Below are 21,061 nucleotides of genomic sequence, written 5' to 3'. Positions count from 1 at the left end.
GCTCCTATCGATTATCCACTTTCTCAGGATAGAGATCATGGTTCATCAAACGGAATTGAGCCATTTCTTCATATTTTGTACCTGGTCTTCCGTAATTGCACCATGGATCGATGGAGATTCCTCCTCTTGGTGTAAATTTACCCCAAACCTCAATGTATCTCGGATCAAGCAACTTAATTAAATCATTCATAATAATATTGACGCAATCTTCATGGAAATCACCATGGTTTCTGAAACTGAAAAGGTAGAGTTTCAGTGATTTGCTCTCTACGATTTTCTGATCCGGGACATACGAAATGTACATCGTAGCGAAATCAGGCTGACGTGTCAGCGGACATAAACTGGTGAACTCCGGGCAATTAAATTTAACGAAATAATCCCGATTGGAATGAAGATTATCAACTGCCTCGAGCACATCAGGTGTATAATCGAACGAATACTGCGTTTGTTGATTTCCTAATAGTTGTAAATCCTTTAAACCTTCTTCATGGCTTCTGCCAGACATGAAAAAACCCCCAAGTAAAATGTATTTTCACACTTCACAAGAGAGTTCCATTACGAGATAAACTAGAAGGATATAAAAAAACAAAAAATCCATGCCACTATATGGACATGGATGATTAGCATGTATCCATAGTTTTTTATAGAGGGTATCTGCTATGAACCTCTCTCGTTATAGTGCGAGTAAATCCATCATACAAAATACTTGGCAAAGCGTCAATGGTCATGAGGATGTTATGCACCTTTCGATCCAAGCACTAATCTAATTTGATTGCCAGCAGGATCACTCGTCATATATCCTTCCGACTCTTTCTTGACTGAGGCACCGAATTGCTCCAATTGACTAATCACTTTCTGTCTTGCCGTTTCATCAGGGAACACAATCGTATACCAGTTTAAGCCGACCATGTTCTGTGGCGGAGTTGGTACACCAGCGCCCTTCCATGTGTTAATCGCAATGTGATGATGATACCCTCCGGTAGACACGAAAGCAGCTTGCGGATAATAAGACACCGTCTTAAAGCCAAGCACATCATTATAAAATTGCTCCGTTTGTTTCAGATCCCCAACATGAAGGTGGATATGCCCCATAATGGTGCCAGCTGAAAGGCCATTCCATGGTTCACTGCTTTCCTTAAGAATCCCTTCAGCGTCCAGCTCAACCGTCGCCATCTCCACGAAACCATTCTCCCATTTCCACTCAGATGAAGGGCGATCTCGATAGATTTCAATGCCATTCCCCTCAGGATCTGTAATATATATGGCTTCACTCACATAATGATCTGCTGCTCCAAATCTATAACCAGACTGAATCAAATGCCGTAAAAATACAGCTAAATCAGCACGTTTTGGAAGCAGCAGCGCAAAGTGGTACAGACCCGAATAACGTCCAGCAAGAGGAATAATATCCTTCGGTTGCTCAAGCGAAAGTAATGCAGTCACTCCATCAGCCGTTAAAACTGTACGCTCTGCTGTTCTTTCCAACACCTTCAAACCAATGACCGTTTCATAAAAGGATACCGTATTCTGCAGATCCTTTACTTTAAGATTAACCTCTCCAACAGTCACATTAGGACTTTGATGAAATTTATCCATCGGTAGCACATCCTTATCCATTATATTGTTACCCCTTAGTTCTCGACTGATACACCGCGTTTTTTACGAATCATATAATCCACTGATAAAGGTGTAGGCTCTGATACAAGTAGATATGCAGAAATTAATATATAACTTAACTCCATTTCGTACCCTGGCATCTCAGCAGTTCCAAGCAATCCTGCGGAAAACTTCACCGTAGCGATCGCGCCAACCATCACAAAAATGAACAAAGCCGAAACAGCGCGGGAGAACAACCCAACAATAAGCATAATGCCACCAACCAATTCGATTATTGCTACGATATAAGCCACAAATCCCGGAATACCTATTGAGCTAAACCAACCTTCTATATTTCCTAATCCGTCTTGAAACTTCCCGATACCGTGCATGAGAAATAGAACCCCCAACACGACACGCATAATCGTTGTTACTGCTACTTTCTTCGTCATACTTTATCTCTCCAATCATAAATATTAGTAATAATAAAACATAATTTATATTTGTAATATATATCATGTGGATCTGGCATGTCAACAAAAATTTTGTTAATATAAATATATAATTTGTATTACAAATATTTTTAAGGGCAGGTGAATAGAATGGACATTGGTTCCAACATACGAGCAATTCGCAAAAGAAAGGGCATTACTATCGCTCAGATCTGTGAAGAAACTAGCTTGTCCCAAGGTTTTCTTAGCCAGGTCGAAACCAATAAAACCTCTCCTTCCATTGCGACGCTGGAGAATATTGCGCAGGCCCTGAAGGTGCCTTTAGCCTATTTGCTGCTGAAAAAAGAAGAACGCATGGGTATTGTTCGAAAAGAGGATAGAAGAATCACGACAACTGGATCTGACAATTTAAAGGTAGAGCATCTGAGTTCTACAAAAAATGTAAAGATGATGCTCGTCGAATTTCCTCCAGGAGCTACTACAGGGGAAGTTCCGCATGCACATGAGGGTGAAGAAGTACACGTTGTCATCAAGGGGAAGATCTACGCGGAGCAGGGCGAAGATTCGGCTGAATTTGTCGAAGGAGATTCTTTTTCTTGGAATGCCTGCACGCCCCATCTAGTCAAAAATATTGGTGATGAGCCAGCCATTGTGATTATATCTGTCTATACGGAAGCTGAGCATAAAGGAGATTTGTTGTAAGAAGAAAAATCCCTCTAGCTACTTAAGTGGCTGAGGAATTCTAATTAGTAATCTTTTTACGATTAGCGGAATGTACAACATCATAATCTCACAAGCTGTTAATGTAAGAATATAAGATGCTAAATCCAATTCTTTATTAATTGTTCCAAAACCATATACTATTGCTGCAATAAAATAAATAACCATCAGGACTACAAGCGTTATTGTAATTCGAATTTGAAAGTCGGAAGTTAAGCGCGATCTATTCATAACCATAATAACTACAAGAGCCAAAATGATGATAGCTGTTAAGCTTAATGACCATATTGCATAAGTATCAAATTTGGCTGTTGCCCACTGGATGAATTGATCCGCCTCATAGAAGCGATCTCGTGATTGGTTCATAAGACGAACAAGTGTATCTCTAACAAGTATAGAACCAACAATTCCAACGATAACCATCAGAATAGACATTATCAAATACAATCGCTTGAGAATTGTACTCTTTCCTAACCCAAGTACGATACTCAGAACTATACTAACACCGATTACTTGCAAAAACAGACCTAAATTTAAGTACATCTTAATCCTCCTCATGTACAATAAAGAAACCTTCAATTCCGCTGCTTAGCGCGTGTGGAATTGAAGGTTTATGCTGCTTACGCTTAACTATACAGGTTGCAGCTCACGTCTTAAGCCAAGCGTCCGCACTGTTGAAGTATGAATTTCTTCGATAAGCGCTGGGTTGCTCAATAGCGACACGCCGTATGAAGGAATCATTTCTTTGAGTTTCGGTTCCCACGCTTTTATATGTTGCGGGAAGCATTTTTCGATTACTTCGAGCATGACGGAAACGGCGGTAGAAGCACCTGGGGAAGCACCGAGCAAGGCAGCTATCGATCCATCAGCGCTGCTCACAACCTCCGTACCAAATTGAAGCGTTCCTTTACCACCAGTAGTCGTATCTTTAATAACCTGCACACGCTGGCCAGCTACTACTAAACCCCAATCCTCGCTTTTGGCATTTGGGATAAACTCTCGCAGCTCTTCCATGCGCTTTTCTTTCGATAGCATAACCTGCTGAATCAGGTATTTGGTCAATGAAAGGTTTTTGGCACCTGCTGCCAGCATCGTTGTAATATTATTGGGTTTAACAGAGCCTATCAAATCAAACATGGAACCCGTTTTTAAGAACTTAGGTGAGAAGCCGGCAAACGGTCCAAAGAGCAACGATTTCTTATTATCGATAAATCTTGTATCAAGATGCGGAACAGACATTGGAGGTGCGCCAACTTTAGCTTTGCCATATACTTTGGCATGGTGCTGGGCAACAACTTCCGGATTTTTACACACCATAAAGAGTCCACTTATCGGGAATCCGCCAATATGTTTCCCTTCGGAAATACCACATTTTTGGAGCAATGGAAGACTTCCGCCGCCGCCGCCGATAAAGACGAATTTCGCAGTGTGGCGTTCAATTTTACCACTATCATTGCGTACTTTTAATTCCCATAAGTCATCGCCAGTACGTTTAATATCATCTACACTGTGATTGTAATGGATATCGACGTTTTGATTCTTTAAGTGGTCGAACAACATGCGCGTTAAAGCGCCAAAGTTAACATCCGTACCGGAATCAATTTTGGTTGCCGCTATAGGTTCATTCGATGTACGGTCTTTCATAATAAGGGGAATCCATTCCATCAGTTTGTTCGGGTCATCGGAGAATTCCATCCCTTGAAACAAAGGATTGTTAGACAACGCTTCAAAACGTTTCTTCAAAAACGTTACATCATCTTCCCCCTGTACTAAACTCATATGAGGCAATGGCATGATAAAATCCTGCGGATTGCGAATTAGGTTGCTATTTACAAGATAAGACCACAGCTGCATGGAAACTTGGAATTGTTCATTTACTTTTATCGCTTTGCTAATATCGATGGAGCCATCTGATTTCTCAGATGTATAGTTGAGCTCACACAGTGCAGCATGCCCCGTCCCTGCATTATTCCATTCGTTCGAGCTTTCTTCCCCTGCGCTTGCGAGCTTCTCAAACACTGTAATTTTCCAATCGGGTACTAATTCTTTCAGCATTGACCCTAAAGTCGCACTCATGATTCCGGCACCAATTAAAATAACGTCTGTTTTGGTTTGTATGTTGCTCATGTTTACCGTCCCTTACACACTGATATTTGAAGAAAAAATGTAGGCGCTCCTGCCATGCTTAGGCTCTCACTATTACTTCTAAATTAAGATATTTACTATTATATTATAGTTATGCTAGGAATACACAAAAACCAAGACCTTAACCCATTTGCAAGGGTTGTGCCTTTGGACAAAAATAAGAAACGATTGAATCTCCCCAATTTTCTGATATAACAGAAATGTAATCATCCGATTGAGGACTATTCATCTATCATATCATAAAATAATCAATTGTTAGTACTGAATTTGCACATTCCGACTAAAAAAACTGAATTAATTATTATAAAGAAGGAGGGGCTAACTTAAGCCTCTCCTTTGGACTATTATTGAACAAAGAAACTGTCAAATGACTTCACAACATCATCAGGTTTTTCGGAAATAACGAATAACAAATAGTTGCCTTTTGTAACAAGCTTATAGTTCTTGGCATTCTCGTATTGGTCCGGAAGGTACGTTTCAAATTGTTTTTGTACGTCTGCCGCACGTTGTTTAATTGCGGTCTCGATTGTCGGGATATCTTTCTCATCTTTTACCTTGAAGACAGATATTTCGTTCGTCTTCACATTCATGAGCGGAATCCTAGCGCTATATTCCTCTAGCAAGGCAGGATCTAAATGGTATTGCTGCTTTACTGCATCTGCATCTAACTCCATTAATGCCGGTTGCTCAGCTTCTGTAATCATTTTATCAACCATTTCTTTCACAGGTACAGTTGATTCAATCGGTGCCGCCTTATTGCTTGAACATGCGCTTAACGCTAGAGTTAATACGATAATTAGCATTAGGATGAAAGGTTGTTTTTTCATGGTGTATCACTCCTCCTTGGTATATATCTTGTTGCTTTGTCCAAGGTTTAAAACGAGGGAAGTGTACAAAAAGTTTCGCTAAATCCATATTTACTATAATTTGCATATTCCTATATTAAAATGTAAGAAAAAACGAGACCTTGCCGTTCAGGCCGATCTCGTTTTATTGGAGACTATTTGGACCACAAAGCGATTAATGCCTGCACATTCGTCATTAGATTCTCTTTTGCATTCTCGGTAACATTGTTTTGCATGGACTTGTTATCCAAATGTTTCTGAAAATCCTGCAGGAATTTGATCGCTTGCTTAGTCGAACCTTTCGTGAACTGATGTTCCGCCTGGTCCAGTTTGTTCGTTAATTGCGATACGAGCGGACCCTTTAACTGTCCGTCCATGACATACTGCTCGATCATATTCCGAATGGACTGAATATCTGTAATATCTGTACTGCCCATAGGCGTTACACGGACTGTATTCGATGGCAATGATTCACGTGTTGGCTTTCCATTCTGATCCTTAAGGACGCCAGTAACAGTGAATTCATAGTCTACACCATTCATCAGATTTTCTACTGTGAATGAATAGTTGCTAGATGTTACGGTTGCCACGGAATCGGATACAGGTTGGCCGTTTTGATATACACGATACCCGTATAAGTCGATTGCCGACGGCTTCCAGCTGAGCGTCACCTTACTGTCGCCTGCTGCTGCTTGAAGATTCAAATGCAGGTCGGGATCTGGCACTTGGCCTGGCACAAGAGTTCCCGGATTTGGCTTCTGTCTCGACATAAATTTGACCATTTGATTGCCGCTTTCAGGGTAACGATAATAATTGGTTGTCCCGTTTACATTATCTACGATAACATTTCCTTTTCCATCCAATTCATCGTTATACTCTGCACTGACAATCGCAGGCCCTCCTTTGTATGAACCCGGCTTAGCGATAGCTAATTTTCTCTTGGCTGTTTTGTGCAAGCCTTGACCTGAAGTAGTCAGCATCACCTGGAATACTTGATCTTCCGTTAAGTCTACCCCGTAGCGCTTATTAAACTCTGACAAAGGCAAGTTCGGATCGCCTGTCGTCTTCAACCATAAGACCAATGTTTGGTATGGACCGATTTTTTTGTTCTTAATTGGCCATTCATTCGCATGTGATATCATGCTGTTCGTATAGTACCAGAGCAAGTAACCGTCCAGATCAATCGTTTGATCCGTTGGGTTATAAATTTCTACATATTCGTATATTTTAGCGTCATCATAGTTAGCGATTTCTGTGATCAATAGCTCAGGATCTTCAGCAACTGGCTCTGGATATGGGACCGTGAACCCATCTAGAAGCTGGGCTGTATTCAATAGGTAATAACAATCAACCGGATAAAGACCATCTCCACGGTATTGGGTTGCTCCTGACTCAAAAAGGAAATATACCTTGCCATTCAATTCAAAAGCATCTTCGAGCATAGGAGGCAAGGTCATGCGCTGACCGATGTTTTGTTTATCCAAAAACCACAATGGTACCGACTTTCCTTTTACTTGTACGAATTCATGTGGAGTCTCGCTCAGAGGATTTTGGTAAATGAGTATATCACTCATATTATTGCGTCCATACGAACGAGCTAACACAACTTTATCCTGGATTACGGTCATCCCTTGAATCTCATCTTGAGTAGAAAGAATATAGTCAGGGGTTGCCATAGGATCAATCGTATCATCTGCATTCAATTTATATCCTGTAATCCAAGCGAGCTGGTCGTATCCGTTACGATCTTTCTTATGATGCGAAGGATCTGTCTTGTAGTTGTCGTCATTCAATCTCGCAAATTCCCCAACCCATAAAACACCAGCATCATAGTTGACATACGATCCTTTGGCTTCAGTGGGGATGATATCAGAGAAAACGAGTTTATCCCCATCCCGAGCGTTAGTAACATCCTCTAACTTGATCTGATAGACCTTACTGCCAGAAGAAATCCATACATGCTGCTTGCTTACTGCAATTCCGCCGGCATGGCCTGTATAAGGTGTGAAGTCATCGATATACAACGGCATTGCTTTCACAAATTTTCCAGTAGCCACATCTGTAATCGATATGATGCTTGGCTTCCCATCCAAATAATAGGAATTCACGATCCAATTGTTCTCTGGTATGTAGGAAAGCCCTTGAGCGGTATAATCTTGCTTTAACCCTGGAGTAATGGGACCTTCAGTAGCCTTTTTCAAGAAATCGAGATTCAAGGGTTTTCTGCCACTAAGATCTAGGGCTTCCTGGGTAATACCAGATCCTGCAGTAGGGTTCGCGGTTTCAGCTGCTTGCGCAACTGGCGCCGAGATGAAGCCGATGCTCATGAGCATAGCCATAAACATCGAGATAGTGCTTATAATTCGTTTACGATAGCTTTTCATTTTTTTCTCCTTTACCTTGGTATTTTAAAATAAAAAAAACCGAGATAAAGTAAGATTCCAGCAGCACAAAGCTGGCTTGGAAATCTTGCCTTTACTCGGGTTTCTCCATGACTCGCCCCTTATAGTAAGCGGGTATTGAATTATTTCATAACTTATTTTGTTTAATCCTAAAACCAAAATACTAATGTGTCAATATGCATTTGGACTTGCTCCAAAAGTCATTGATCTTAGCGTCAATTCAATTGTCTGCCTAATTCCGCACCCGCAGCCAGCAGTTTCTGCTGCAATTCCTTCATCGATATATCCCGAACACCCACATTGTGCACGCTGGCAAGTGCGGCAGCCGTGCCCGCCGCTTGACCAATCGCCATGCAGCTTGGCGTCAATCGGGTCGTCGCCTGCGCCTCATGCGTTGTCGAGATGCAGCGGCCGGCAAGCAATACGTTCTCCACGCCGAGTGGCACGATTGACCGATATGGAATATCGTAAGCGCCCCCGCCTTTTATAAAGTTCGCCGTCACACCGCTCCCCTGAGGATTATGAATATCGATCGGATAACCGCTTCGCGCAATAACATCGTCGAACGCCCTAGCGCTCAGCACATCGACCCCGTTCAGCACGTAATCGCCCATGACTCGCCGCGTTTCTCTTACCCCGATCTGCGCTCCAGTCTGGGCTACATAGGCGCCGGAAAAGCCAGGAATGTCCGAGCGGAAGAACTGCTCCAGCAGTTGAACCTGCTCCCGTCCTTCGATCTCCGCCGCTGTCAAATCCTCCGGCTTCGTCGGGTCCAAGCCAGACACACGGGACACGTTTATCAACACCTCGTCTGGCTCCGGTCCTGCGAAGAACAGGACACCTTCTCGCGGAATGGGAAGTCCAGCCTGACGCCATTTGCTGTAGAATCCCATAACGCCCGTCAGCGGAAGCTGGTCTAATTCGGCGATCAGCGACTTCTCATAGAACTCTTCCGGATGCCGTTTCATATATTGGACCACTTCATCAAGGTCGACGCCCTTCATCCGAAATTTCATCGTCATTGGCTGAACCTTGCCTGCTTCATTACCCTGCTCACAGCTCGCGCCAGCCAAATGCGCGACATCCGCATCGCCAGTTGCATCGATGAAGATCTTCGCTTCGATCATCATTCGCCCACCTTTATTCCAAACGGCAACCCCGTCAAGGTGATTACCGGACATGCGCACCTCCGCTGCGAACGAATGCAGCAGCAGCTTCACGCCCGCTTCCTGCAGCATGTTGAACGCCAGCCATTTAAAAGTCTCAGGTCGAAATGGGGTAAGCGTATGTACGAAGCCGATCGTATCCCGCAAATGGCCTGGGGATGCCCCGAGCTGGGCGAGCCGATCAACAATCTCTTGTGCAATCCCCTTCACGGCCTGCTCACCAGATGCCGTATGAAAAGTCATCCACGGATAAACCAGGGATGCCGTAGACATCCCGCCCAAAAAACCGTACCGCTCAACCAGAATAACACTCGCGCCAGTACGCGCCGCCGCCAATGCTGCCACAATGCCGGCAGGGCCGCCTCCGAATACAGCCACATCGTATACTTGATTATTCAATCGTCCCACTTCCCTTCCCGGGCATTGCCCTCTGCCCGCTAGCTAGTTGATCCTTGACGACAGATCGCCCCGCCCACGAAGCCCTGAAATCACCAGGAGTAGCGCCATTGATCCGCTTGAATACGCGGATGAAGTTCTGCGAGTTGTTATACCGCAGCTTTTCAGCAATTTCCGCCACCTTCATGTCCGTCAAAGAGAGCAACTCCTTCGCCTTCTCCATCCGATAAGCGATCAAATAGTCGCTGAACGTCATGCCCAGTTCCTCCTTGAAAATATGGCTAAAATGCGAGGCTGGCATGCCCGCCAGCTCCGCCATCATTGGCTGGGATAGATCATCGTCATAATGCTGCTCGATATAATGCAGCACAGTCTCGATCGATTTATGGTTGCTGTCATTCCGGCGATGCATAATATGGCGCGAAATCACAGGGAACACTTCATTCTTCAACCAATCAATCATTTGATTCATCGTCCGCAGCCCATTCACTCGCTCATACAAGCTATAGTTGAACAGCAACGGACCACCGTCTGGATCGAGCTCATAAAGCTCGCGCAGCACCCGTGATATAAGCTGTAAGAACGCCATCCGAACATGCTCCGTCGAGATACCATCCTTCTGCCGGAGTCCTTGACTGAACTCGTCTAGGAGCATTATAAGCTGCTGCTCATTCCCCAGCTTAACCTGCAGCATAATCTGTTGTTCCAGCTCGGCCGGATAAGTGAACGGCTGCTGCGCCGTATCTGGCTGAACTTGACCTACATAGATAACCTTGCCGCTGCCGACGATTAGTCGATATTGCAACGCATCCGTCGCCTCTTTGAACGAAAGGCGTATATTGCCCAGCCCTTCCTGGCATCGCCCGACCCCTACCGTAGCGGTTATATTTAACACACATTCCACCATCGTGTGAATTTCATCTGCCAAACGGAAAGCCTCCGTCTTCCTGACAGCAGCCGTCGTTTCCGGCTCATGATTGACAAGCAAGACGACATCCGCATGCATTTTGACCACCGTTCCACTGGTGCCGAGAATTTCTTCCGCGATATTCTTCACTGCATATACGAATAGGTTAATATCCTGCTCCGTCTGCCCACGCAAGTTATCCAGTTCAACACGCATAATCGTATAAAACGGACTGATATGCGGTAAATCATAATAATCGAACTTTTCCGTTAGCTCATCGGCCGGAACTGACTCTGTCAGAACATGCTGCATAAAGCCCGATGCAAGCACCGGCTTCGACACGTCAATCTGATCGTTCAATGAATCGTTGACTGAGTGAAGCATTTCGACATAATGCCGAATGATACTGAATTCATCCTGCTTACCGCTTGATTGCGGGAATCGGCTTGCTTTTCCACGAATCAGGTCCAATATATTTTTGATCAATCGGTAAAAATGTTTGGAGAGCATGAGCGCCGCCGTCAAACAGCCGATCACGAGTGACAGGCATAGCAGCAGCGTCAACTGCTTGATCCGAACGAATAGCGGTGTCAATTCCTTGACCGGAACCACGGACACATATTTCCATCCGTTATTGGGCGACTGCCAATAATTGATGAGCATTTCTTGCCCATCAACCTTCGCTGTGTAGCCATCCTCCTGCAGCCCGCTCTCTCGAATATCCGTTAAGAAACTATACGAGCCGAGATCGGCTTGCAGCAGACTTTTATTCCAATCCGAGAAAATATTCCCCATAGCAGTCAAGACGAGCATCTCACTGTTCACTTCGCGGTCCATCTCGCTATAGATCTGAAAGAACGCACGGTCGTTCAGTTTGACAATGAGATAACCGCGCGGATGGTCTCCATAAACAGGGACCTCCCGAACATACGTGACCTCTTGTGAACCTCCGCGCGTCATCCAGCTATCCGTCTTGCGGTCGATCCAGAAGTACGGTGCATGATTCTCTCGAAGCCTCTCTCTTAACTCAGGATCCATATTCTCGGCTGAATTGAGTCCTTTATTTACAGACAGAATTTTATCTTCATTGATCAAATACAGCTCTGCCGAATCAACGTTATCAACCAGAACTTCAATTGAGTTTAAAATCGCCACGACTTCTTTATACAGTCTGATATCCTTATACGGATCATCCAGCTGTAGAAACTCGTTCAAGGAAGAAGAATTAAACAGATGCTGGAGAACGGTTTTATTGAGTGCAATAAGCCTGTCGTCGATCCTCTCCTGGACCTGTTTGAGCGTTTCCCGCTTGGCCCGCCCTACTTCCTGCTCCAAACTGGTAGACGCAATTGTATAAGAGCCGATACTGACGATCAATACTGGCAAAATTGACAATAGACAAGCTGCTAGCACCAGCTTCAAACGGATATTGCGTCGCACGGAAAACCGCTTCATGAATGTTCACTTCCTCGGACAGTAGTCGGTTGTTTTTCGCGAATACTAAAAAGGGGACGCAAAGTCCCCTCGAAACAAGCAAACCCGTTGCTAATTCTACTGCTTATACCATTCGTTCACTTCAGCCGTAATTTTGTCGCCGCCTTTAGACATCCAATTCTGTACATATTGGTCGAACGAATCTAGCGGCTGGTCACCGATAACGATCTTAATAAATGTCTCCAAACTATATTTCCTAAGATCGGCACTCTTGTCCTGCATTGTAGGTGTCAGAGCTGCAATGGCCGGATTCGGTACGCCTAGCTTTTCAATGTTATGCCACTGATCAATCTGTGCTTGCGCCACTTCTGGCGCTGCGCCTGGCGTCGTGAAATAAGGATTAAACTTGTTATGTGCGATCAAGTTAATAACGCCGTCAGATTTATATAGGTCATTGACGACTGGTTTGCCATCCTCAACCTTGTGATGAACACCTTCGATCCCTTTACGTTTGAAGTCAAGCGCCTCGTCGGTCGCTTGCCAATCGAGGATTTCCATGATTTTGTTTAACTTTTCCTTGGAAACCTTGGAGTTAATCACCCAATGTCCGTAAAGTCCAGCTGACTGCGGTGTTCCTTTCGTACCGTTTGGTCCTGTTGGCGGATCGATCATGATGATCTCTGCTTTCGGATTGATCTTCTTCATGTCAGCGATAAACGCTCCGTAGTTACTAACACCGCCACCAATCATGATACCGCTCTTGCCCGCAACAAATTTATCATTCACTTGCGTATAAGTCAGAACTGGGAAATCCTTGTCGAGTGCGCCCTGCTTATATAGGTCAGCTAGCCAGCCAAGCGCTTGCTTGCGTCCCGGTGTAACGTCTTCGCTCATCAGCGTACCGTCGGCCGTCTTGAGCCAACCATTACCTGTATCAAAAGCGACCCATAGTTGATCTAGGAAAGTAAGACTCTCCCCAACGGAGATGCCAAACGTATCTGCCTTCCCATTCTTATCGGGATCATCGGTAGTAAACTTAAGTGCGGTCTGAGCGAATTCCTCGACCGTCTTCGGAATCGGCAAACCTAGATTATCCAGCCAATCCTTGCGGATCATGACTGCGTTTGTTTGCAATGGACGCGTACGTGGGATCGAGTACAGCTTCTTGTCGATCTTAACGTTATCGAACGCTTGCTGTGGTGTTTCCATCAAGTGCGGGTAATTGCCGATAATATCGTCAAGCTGCATGAAAGCGCCTTGCTTAGCGTATTTGTTTAGTTCCGGGTCTGGGTACTTGCTCCAAACCATCAGATCCGGCAGCTCGCCAGAGGCAACGGTCAGGCTTAGCTTGTCAGGATAGCCGTTGGCCGGGATCGCCATTAGATCGAGCTCCACATTGAATTTTTCCTCCAACCATTTCCAAGCTTCACCCTTCTTCGGAGCATCGCCGTTAAGTGGATACATCATGCTAATCTTTTGTCTCTTTTCAGGCCCGGGACTGCTGCTTCCCGCTGGGCTATCGCTTGCTTTGCTACTGCAACCTGCGAAGAGCGAAGCTACTAAAGCTACGGTTGCCATGGAGCTAACTAGTTTTTTCCATTTTGTCTTCATTTCATTTGACCCTCCCAATGTTAATATATCGCAAGCAGACAACGCTGCGGCTTGCCCTACATGTATGCGTATTCATTTACGGATAAGGCGTTAACCTTGGCCCAGCTTCGGTCGATTGGCTTGGATCAGCCTTTGACCGAACCAAGCATCACGCCTTTAGCAAAATGCTTTTGCAGGAACGGATAAATACACAAGATCGGGACTGTAGCAACGATGATCGCCGCCATCTTGATCGTGAGCGGCACAACTTGTATGCTTTCGTTTGCGATTGCCGCCTTGAAGTCCTCTGTCGATCCTTCGATAATCATCTGCCTCAGAATGACCTGAATCGGCCACAAATTCGAATCGGTCACATAGATGATCGATTGAAAAAACTGATTCCAATGCCCGACGGAGTAGAATAGCGTAAAAGTAGCCAAAGCAGGCATCGAAAGCGGCAGCACGATTTTGAGCAGTACCCCAATGTTGCTGCACCCATCGATACGGGCAGATTCCTCAAGCGCTTCTGGAATGCCTTGAAAGAAATTTTTGAGAATAATCAGGTTAAATGCGCTAATCGCGCCTGGCATAATGACAGACCAGAATGAATTTAGCAGACCCAGCCACTTCATGACCAGATAACTAGGAATCATCCCTCCGCTGAACAGCATCGTAAACAGGACTAGGAACAGGATCACCCTTCTTCCCTTCAATCGCGTCTTAGAAAGCGGATACGCAAACAATACCGTCATGACCAGATTGGTACCCGTTCCAACAAGCGTGATCAATACAGTCATCCAAAGTGCTTGTGTGAAATGCGCATTTGAAAAAATTATCGAATAGGAGTCCCAGGTGAATTTCTCCGGCCACAGAATCAGCCCCCCGCGCATAACCTGCTCAATCGGTGATACCGAAACGGCTGCCACGTAGATAAAGGGAACTAATGTAACGGTTGCGACAAGGATCAATAAAATGCCATTGATGCTTCTGAACAACGTATCTCCGGATAGGCGACTTTTTTTCATTAGTACACTCCCTCCTCTCCAAAGCGTTTGGCTAGACGGTTCGCTGCGACAACCATCAACAGGCCGATCACCGATTTAAACAGTCCAATCGCCGTTGTATAGCTGTATTTACCGCCTACGAGTCCTGTGCGATAGACGTATGTTTCAAACACATCACCGACATCGTAAGTCGTCGCGTTCAGCATCAAGAAGATTTGCTCGAAGCCGTTATCCAGAATGTGACCAAGTCTTAGGATAAGCAGAATAAAGATTGTACTGCGGATTGCCGGCAGCGTAATATGCCAGATTTGTCTCCACCGACTCGCTCCATCCATGACTGACGCCTCATAGAGCTGAGGATCGACACCAGACAGCGCCGCGAGGAAAATGATTGTTCCCCAGCCTGCTTCCTTCCAAATACTCTGTGACACGATTAGCGATCGGAACCAGTCACTCGAGGTCAAGAAATTGATCGGTTCCCAACCTGCTTTGACGATAAACTCATTTACAATTCCCCCCTGTGTCCCCAGGAGCAAGTAAGTTATACCTGCTACAACAACCCAAGAAATAAAATGAGGCATGTAAATAATCGATTGAACCACATTGCGAAAAGCCCGTTTGCGGACCTCATTCAACATAAGCGCCAAAATAATTGGCACCGGGAAGAAAAAGATGAGGTTCAGCAGGCTAAGTATGATTGAATTGCTTAAGATGCGCCAAAACCCGTCATACTGCAGCAGCGTTTCAAAATGCTGAAGGCCGACCCATTCACTTTTCCATATTCCGCTAAACGGATTGAAATCCTGAAAGGAAATAACGATTCCCCACATCGGTAAATATTTGAATAAGATAAAAAATAGTGCCCCGGGAATCATCAGCATGTACAAGTCCCAGTCTTTCCATGATCGCCTACGCCGAACTTTCGGAACAATTTGAGTCCTTGACAGAGACGGTTGTTGGTTCATGATCGAGCTCCCTTCTTCATGGTTGATGTCTTCGTATCTTGGCTTGTGGTGCCAATCATACGATGAAAGCGAGTAGTAACGAAATAATCATTTAAAAAGATTATCCGGTATTACCATCCGATATAGCTCTTTACCTTGGACATAATACAACCGCCCGTGCCGATCAAGCGCCATATTGCCAATGATCCGATCACTAAGCTGCACGTGCTCAAGCGTAGCCGGGTCCACAACGATCAAGCGCCTTGCCAAAGTCGTATACAAGTAACCGTCTGATCCCCATCTTAATTTAATGGGCAGATACTTACTGTACTTGTACTCACTTGGGACGATAATTTTGCTCTTGATGATCTCAGTCGTCACTGGATCCATGGCGAATAACGTGCCGTCGATGGCGCCCCAGATCAAACCGTCGGGACCAGCGCTTAGCTCCCCAATCATGCAAGGAGGCATATCCATATCCGGGATATCAGGCACGAACTCCGCAACCTTCGTCCGCTTTGCCACATCCCAGATGAACATGCGGGCTGGTCCCTCTGCAGGCGATGTTCCAAGCCCTCCCCATAAACTTGTACCTCCGTATATCAGTCCGTCCTTGTAGGCAACGCCCAAGACGCTATGCTCTGGTACGATGTTCGGGTAGGTTTCCCATTTGCCGACAGCAGGATCGTACATCGCTAACGCTCCGCCGCGCACCCCATAGTCTGGTACTGTACCGGCAAAAACTCGTCCGCCGCCGCTTGTCATAGCGAATGGTCGATCCTGCAAATGCCCGATCTCCCCTATCAGTCCCGGATTATTGTCAGATGTAAAGCCAAAATCGATCGAGCGATGCGGATCGAAGCGGAACATTTGCGCTTCCCTGTAAGTTCCGAAGTAAGCAATGCCGTCAAGGAATGTCATTCCTTCTGGTTGTGGAAATAATTCAAACGTCCGCTCAACCGTATCCGTATCCGGGTCAAATAAGCTAAATCCCCGTTGGTAGCCCCCCATATACAACTTGCCATCGTCCCCCGTCTCCAGACAATGGATCTCGATCGGTTGCGGCTCGATTTCCAAGCTTCGAACCTTGACCTGGTTATCGGACAAACGAATGATAGCTACCTGTGCGTTTACCGTTACCAGCGCGAGAGCAGGCTCACTAGTACCACTGACCTGTCCATTGAACCTGTCTGGCTCCCCATTCATGTACAACCACTCAAGCGCTTTTGCCCTGCCCTCTGGCAGTGTTTGAATCTCCGTCTCGTTCCAGCTCTCCTGTACGATATCCCAATAACATAACTTCCTGCCCCACTTGAAATAAACTCGACCCGGATCATATTCATTTGGCTTCACCAGCATGTTGTCAAATGGAAATGTGCCAACATGAACTAGTGAATCAAGGCGGAATACGTGCATTTCGGTGAATGTGCAGGATACGAATAAATAGCCCTCTATCACCCACAATCGATCGACAAAACCTTGCGAACCGCTGATTCCCTCAAGCTGCAGCTCCACCAATTCGCCGGTCGTCCGGTCGATCCGGATTACATGTTTAGTAGCCCCGATCCCAGCGTAGATTGCATGTTCATCTGCCGTAATCCCTCGGACGTAGTTCTGTCCTTCCTTCATAATCCCGTAATCCTGGAACGAACCCGTCTCGATGTCATACTCAAAAACCTTGGCCCCCGGATAGGTGCCGCCAAATACTTTTCCATTTATACTAAATAGCTGCCATACCCAAGAATCTGATGGATTTGCGTCAATCGCCTTCAGTCCGTCTGATGAATACCGATATAGCACGCCATCATTAGTTCCGCTCAGATAGACATCTCCATTCTCCGCAGAACACATACCCCAGCAGCAACCCGTATTCGGAACAGGCTCGCGAAACAGTAAGTCACCAGACACCAGATCGAATTCCTGCAAAACCGCTGGAACGCCATTACTTGCAAAACAAACGTTATAACGCTTGCCATCGAAGCGAATCGCCGCTCCTTGTCCAAAGCGAGACTGAATCATCGTCCCCAAATTTTGTACGTTAACTATGAGAATCTCCTCCTCTTTCCTCCGTGTCGGCCATTACTCTCTTTTGCCTTTATACTCGGATTGTAGCGGCTCTAACAGCGGTAAAGAAATAATCAATTCAAATGATTATGTAGAAAACAAAAAAACAACCATCGACGACTCGAAAGTCGCCAATGGCTGTTGTTAGGATCTTTTGTTACGTACATGAAAAGTTACCCTTGTCCCTGTACCTAACGTACTTTGGATATGAAGACCGGTTCCGAAGTGCCGTTTTAATCGCTGATCCGTATTGATCAATCCGACACCTGACCTCTTATCTGCTTTTCTTTCTAAAATTCGTTGCAATTGAGCCTCGTCCATTCCGACCCCATCGTCTTCAACGGTTATCTCTGCATGGGCTTCATGGACAGAAATTCGAATACTAATCTTGCCTCCACGAGTGCGCTTCATAACGCCATGTCTTATCGCGTTTTCCACCAGAGGCTGAATCGAAAGAAATGGAACTTCTAATTCACCGTATTCCTCGATCTCCCAAGCAACTTCCAGCCTTTCTTCAAATCGGACCTTCTCAATATATAAATAAGAGCGTACTAGACTTAGCTCCTCTTCAATTGGAACAAGCCCATCCATATCTTGGAATCTAAATTTATTTCTCAGAAAATTGCTAAACTCATCGACCAAATCACGCATCTTATCCAGATTAATATCGCTTAAAGCTGTTACAGCATTTAACGCATTGAATAAAAAATGAGGCTGGATTTGCGCTTGCAGCCAGGCAGCTTCTAATCGTAATTGTTCCCGAACGGACTGTTTAATGGTCGTTAGCGCCTCGATCCGGGATTTGATTTCTACAGCTTCCACCGGCTTCGTCACATAATCGTTGGCTCCAGCCAGAAAGCCGCTTTGAATATCTTCCGGTTGGCTTCTTGCCGTAAGAAGCAGAACAGGGAGCTCTGTCAGTGTAAATCGCTCACGAATCATCCGTGTCAACTCATAACCGGACATCTGCGGCATCATAACGTCGGAGATGACCAGATCCCAGTCCTTAGTATCCAGTAATGCCAACGCTTCTTTACCGCTCGTTGCCATCGTTAACTCGTATTCGTCTGGTGGCAGTATGGCTTCAAGCACTTGAAGATTGACTGGATCATCATCAACAATTAATACGAGCGGACAATTTCGATTCATTTGGAATGGAGTTGTTGGAGTTGCCCCTTTCGCAGCTAGCGGAAGTTCCATTTGGTTTAATTCGACTGTAGAGGCTATTTCTTGGATCGCTTTAGATTGTAATTCGAACGGTTCTAATCGGCTCGAACCTTCACTTTCTACCTCCGCTTCCTCATCCGCCAGCTTCAACGAAAATGTAAATTTCGAGCCTTCGTCTTTAACAGAGGATACATCTAACGTACCTCCATGAAGCTCAACTAGCTGCTTGCTGATACTTAAACCTAACCCAAAGCCGCCTTCAATCATCGTCACACTCGTACAGCCTTGCTCATACGGACGGAATAAGCGCTTAAGCATCTGCTCATCCATTCCGATCCCTGTATCAGTAATCACAATATACGCTCTTCCGTCTTTGCCAAAAGCTTGAATCGAAATTGTCCCTTCATTCGTATATTTCACAGCATTATGAAGTAAATTGAACACGATTTGGATCACTCGATTCTCATCCGCAATTACTGGGGGAAAATCTTCCGAAATCTGATTTGCAATTTGGACAGACTTTACTTCTGCGTTAAATTGCAGCATATCCATTACTCCGGTCACTATTGGCTGGATAAATATTACTTTTTGTTGTAAACGTGGATTGCCTTCCCGTAAACTCATCACGTCAATCAAGTCGTTTAATATCCATGTCAACCGACGTCCTACAGATAAGACCGTTTCAAGCTCCTTGATACTCCGCTCCTGCAATAAATGCTGTTCCCTTTTTAAAACGGATTGTGACATGTTAAGCATGCTATGAAGCGGATTTTTAAATTCATGCGAAGTGTTTGCCAGAAATTGATCCTTATGGTCATTCATTCTTTGCAAGGTTGCAGCAAGCTCTTTGGTGTTCGCATGCATGATAAAGTAACCCTTAAACCATTCAGAGGCTAAACAGCCCATCGCAATAATCATATCGAACGGATAGTAGACAAGACTCAAACCGCTATCCAGCAAGATTACTGACCAAATAACATAGTTACTAAACGCAAGAAAAGAGACAAGCAGTAAAAGATTGCTCTTTAAATCTTTAATTACTTTTTTAAACATTGTAATCAGCGTAATAACTCCAGCAGTACCAGCTAATACATAATAAATAGGGAAGAGCATGATCACCTGAGTTGGATTTAAAAACAACGTGATGCCGGCAGTCCCTAGATTCATTACTTTATAGACAGGGTACATCCTACGCCAATATGGAAGCTCGCGATGATTCGTACACTGGAGCAAAGCATAGGCTGCAATAACGAAAGCAATATTAGTTACTCTAAAATCCCAATTACTTCCAATGTAAAATAATTGATGGAACAACTTCTCATCCGTACTAAAGACACTCGTGATCGTTACACATAATGCAAGCAAACTGAAATAAAGCAGCTTCTTTTCCTTATTTCCTAATAAATACAAAATAAGTGCATAGACAGCATGCATAATAAATATAATCGCTGCCAAGAACTGCATAAAAATGGAAGCTTTCATCTCTTTGGCAATGGCTTCTTCTGAACCAAATTTAATGGATCGGACAATGCCCCCGCTTCGACTATCCACATAATTTGCCGCCTGAATGACGAGTTCGATTACACCGTTGTCATCTGCTGTAAAGGTTGTAGAATAAGGTAGGTCCTTCGAAATATATTCATCCTTTGTTGTCGCCACCTGGCCGGATTTAGTAAGCAATCGACCGTTTACATATAATTCTGAAGCAGTGCGTACGCTGGGTACACGAATACTATAATTAAGATGCTTTGCCGGGTCTACATAAAGACGCAAACGATAAGAGCCATACCCGTATGGAGATGGCTTGTCAGCATGCAAAGCTTCGCTCCATCCTCCCGGTACCTGAATATGTCTTGGCGCATTATCACCTAACAATTGTTGCCGACTACCATCTATTAACCATTGCGAGGGATAAAACTCCCATTCCCCATCAAGTAACAGAATGTCGCCATCTTCTGCATTCCAACTGCGCAAATCGAATTGCCCATTCTGAATTGACGCCTGTTTGGGATCATGAAACGTTTTCATCCATAAAATGCGAAAACCGGTTAAAACAACTAATATGAACACTAGCAATAATATAATATAGCTCTTTTTCATTTGATATTTGGATGAGTGAGTTTCCAAGAAGTATTTCTCCCTTAGTCATTATCTTCTAAACTTATATTATATTCGTGGCCTAGTGCTAATCCCCTCTTCGCAGGTTCATGATAATTTCCATGTAAAAAG

Annotated in this window: 15 protein-coding genes and 1 riboswitch; of the genes, 1 reads left to right on the top strand and 14 read right to left on the bottom strand. The window is 44.8% G+C overall.

Features of this window, described 5'->3' with window-relative positions:
• Positions 1 to 4: 4 nt before the first annotated feature.
• The 3 genes from queF to E0485_RS08715 form a co-directional block, all read right to left on the bottom strand.
• Positions 5 to 505 (bottom strand): preQ(1) synthase, encoded by a 501-nt coding sequence (gene queF, locus E0485_RS08725; protein WP_132417636.1) that lies wholly within the window; start codon positions 503 to 505, stop codon positions 5 to 7.
• A 122-nt stretch (positions 506 to 627) separates the two neighbouring features.
• Positions 628 to 674, bottom strand: a riboswitch (PreQ1 riboswitch).
• A 61-nt stretch (positions 675 to 735) separates the two neighbouring features.
• The gene (locus E0485_RS08720) at positions 736 to 1,617 is read right to left on the bottom strand and encodes a VOC family protein (RefSeq protein WP_235857490.1); all 882 of its coding nucleotides are present in this window, start codon (positions 1,615 to 1,617) and stop codon (positions 736 to 738) included.
• A 14-nt stretch (positions 1,618 to 1,631) separates the two neighbouring features.
• On the bottom strand, positions 1,632 to 2,048 hold the full coding sequence (locus tag E0485_RS08715) for a DoxX family protein (protein WP_132417634.1): 417 nt from the start codon (positions 2,046 to 2,048) through the stop codon (positions 1,632 to 1,634).
• A 150-nt stretch (positions 2,049 to 2,198) separates the two neighbouring features.
• On the opposite strand from E0485_RS08715, the gene E0485_RS08710 reads away from it, so the two are divergent.
• Entirely contained in the window at positions 2,199 to 2,750 is a 552-nt protein-coding gene (locus tag E0485_RS08710) for a helix-turn-helix domain-containing protein (RefSeq protein ID WP_132417632.1), read from the top strand.
• Positions 2,751 to 2,768: 18 nt separating this feature from the next.
• Here E0485_RS08710 and E0485_RS08705 read toward each other — a convergent pair whose 3' ends face one another.
• From E0485_RS08705 to E0485_RS08655, 11 genes are all read right to left on the bottom strand, one after another.
• A complete protein-coding gene (locus tag E0485_RS08705) occupies positions 2,769 to 3,311 on the bottom strand; it encodes a hypothetical protein (RefSeq protein WP_132417630.1) in 543 nt (180 codons plus the stop codon).
• Between the two features lie 87 nt (positions 3,312 to 3,398).
• The gene (locus tag E0485_RS08700; protein ID WP_132417628.1) at positions 3,399 to 4,895 is read right to left on the bottom strand and encodes a malate:quinone oxidoreductase; all 1,497 of its coding nucleotides are present in this window, start codon (positions 4,893 to 4,895) and stop codon (positions 3,399 to 3,401) included.
• A gap of 362 nt (positions 4,896 to 5,257) precedes the next feature.
• Entirely contained in the window at positions 5,258 to 5,740 is a 483-nt protein-coding gene (locus E0485_RS08695; protein WP_132417626.1) for a DUF4358 domain-containing protein, read from the bottom strand.
• Between the two features lie 173 nt (positions 5,741 to 5,913).
• Positions 5,914 to 8,142 carry an FIMAH domain-containing protein gene (locus tag E0485_RS08690; RefSeq protein WP_132417624.1) on the bottom strand — a complete coding sequence of 743 codons (2,229 nt, stop codon included), beginning with the start codon at positions 8,140 to 8,142 and terminating at the stop codon, positions 5,914 to 5,916.
• A 233-nt stretch (positions 8,143 to 8,375) separates the two neighbouring features.
• Entirely contained in the window at positions 8,376 to 9,725 is a 1,350-nt protein-coding gene (locus E0485_RS08685) for an FAD-dependent oxidoreductase (RefSeq protein ID WP_132417622.1), read from the bottom strand.
• A complete protein-coding gene (locus E0485_RS08680) occupies positions 9,718 to 12,084 on the bottom strand; it encodes a helix-turn-helix domain-containing protein (protein ID WP_132417620.1) in 2,367 nt (788 codons plus the stop codon). Before E0485_RS08680 ends, E0485_RS08685 begins: the two co-directional genes overlap by 8 nt.
• A gap of 96 nt (positions 12,085 to 12,180) precedes the next feature.
• The gene (locus tag E0485_RS08675; protein WP_132417618.1) at positions 12,181 to 13,674 is read right to left on the bottom strand and encodes an extracellular solute-binding protein; all 1,494 of its coding nucleotides are present in this window, start codon (positions 13,672 to 13,674) and stop codon (positions 12,181 to 12,183) included.
• A 125-nt stretch (positions 13,675 to 13,799) separates the two neighbouring features.
• On the bottom strand, positions 13,800 to 14,678 hold the full coding sequence (locus E0485_RS08670) for a carbohydrate ABC transporter permease (protein ID WP_132417617.1): 879 nt from the start codon (positions 14,676 to 14,678) through the stop codon (positions 13,800 to 13,802).
• A complete protein-coding gene (locus tag E0485_RS08665; RefSeq protein ID WP_132417616.1) occupies positions 14,678 to 15,622 on the bottom strand; it encodes an ABC transporter permease in 945 nt (314 codons plus the stop codon). The genes E0485_RS08670 and E0485_RS08665 overlap by 1 nt, the downstream gene beginning before the upstream one ends.
• 87 nt (positions 15,623 to 15,709) lie before the next feature.
• The gene (locus E0485_RS08660) at positions 15,710 to 17,620 is read right to left on the bottom strand and encodes a ligand-binding sensor domain-containing protein (protein WP_132417615.1); all 1,911 of its coding nucleotides are present in this window, start codon (positions 17,618 to 17,620) and stop codon (positions 15,710 to 15,712) included.
• Between the two features lie 189 nt (positions 17,621 to 17,809).
• Positions 17,810 to 20,932: a hybrid sensor histidine kinase/response regulator gene (locus E0485_RS08655; RefSeq protein WP_207910953.1), complete on the bottom strand. Its 3,123-nt coding sequence runs from the start codon at positions 20,930 to 20,932 to the stop codon at positions 17,810 to 17,812.
• Positions 20,933 to 21,061: the final 129 nt, after the last annotated feature.

It is taken from the genome of Paenibacillus albiflavus, assembly GCF_004344915.1.
Taxonomy (GTDB): Bacteria; Bacillota; Bacilli; order Paenibacillales; family NBRC-103111; genus Paenibacillus_AM; species Paenibacillus_AM albiflavus.
The sequence above is the reverse complement of the archived record's forward strand: the minus strand, read 5'-3'. Positions and strand labels throughout refer to the sequence as shown.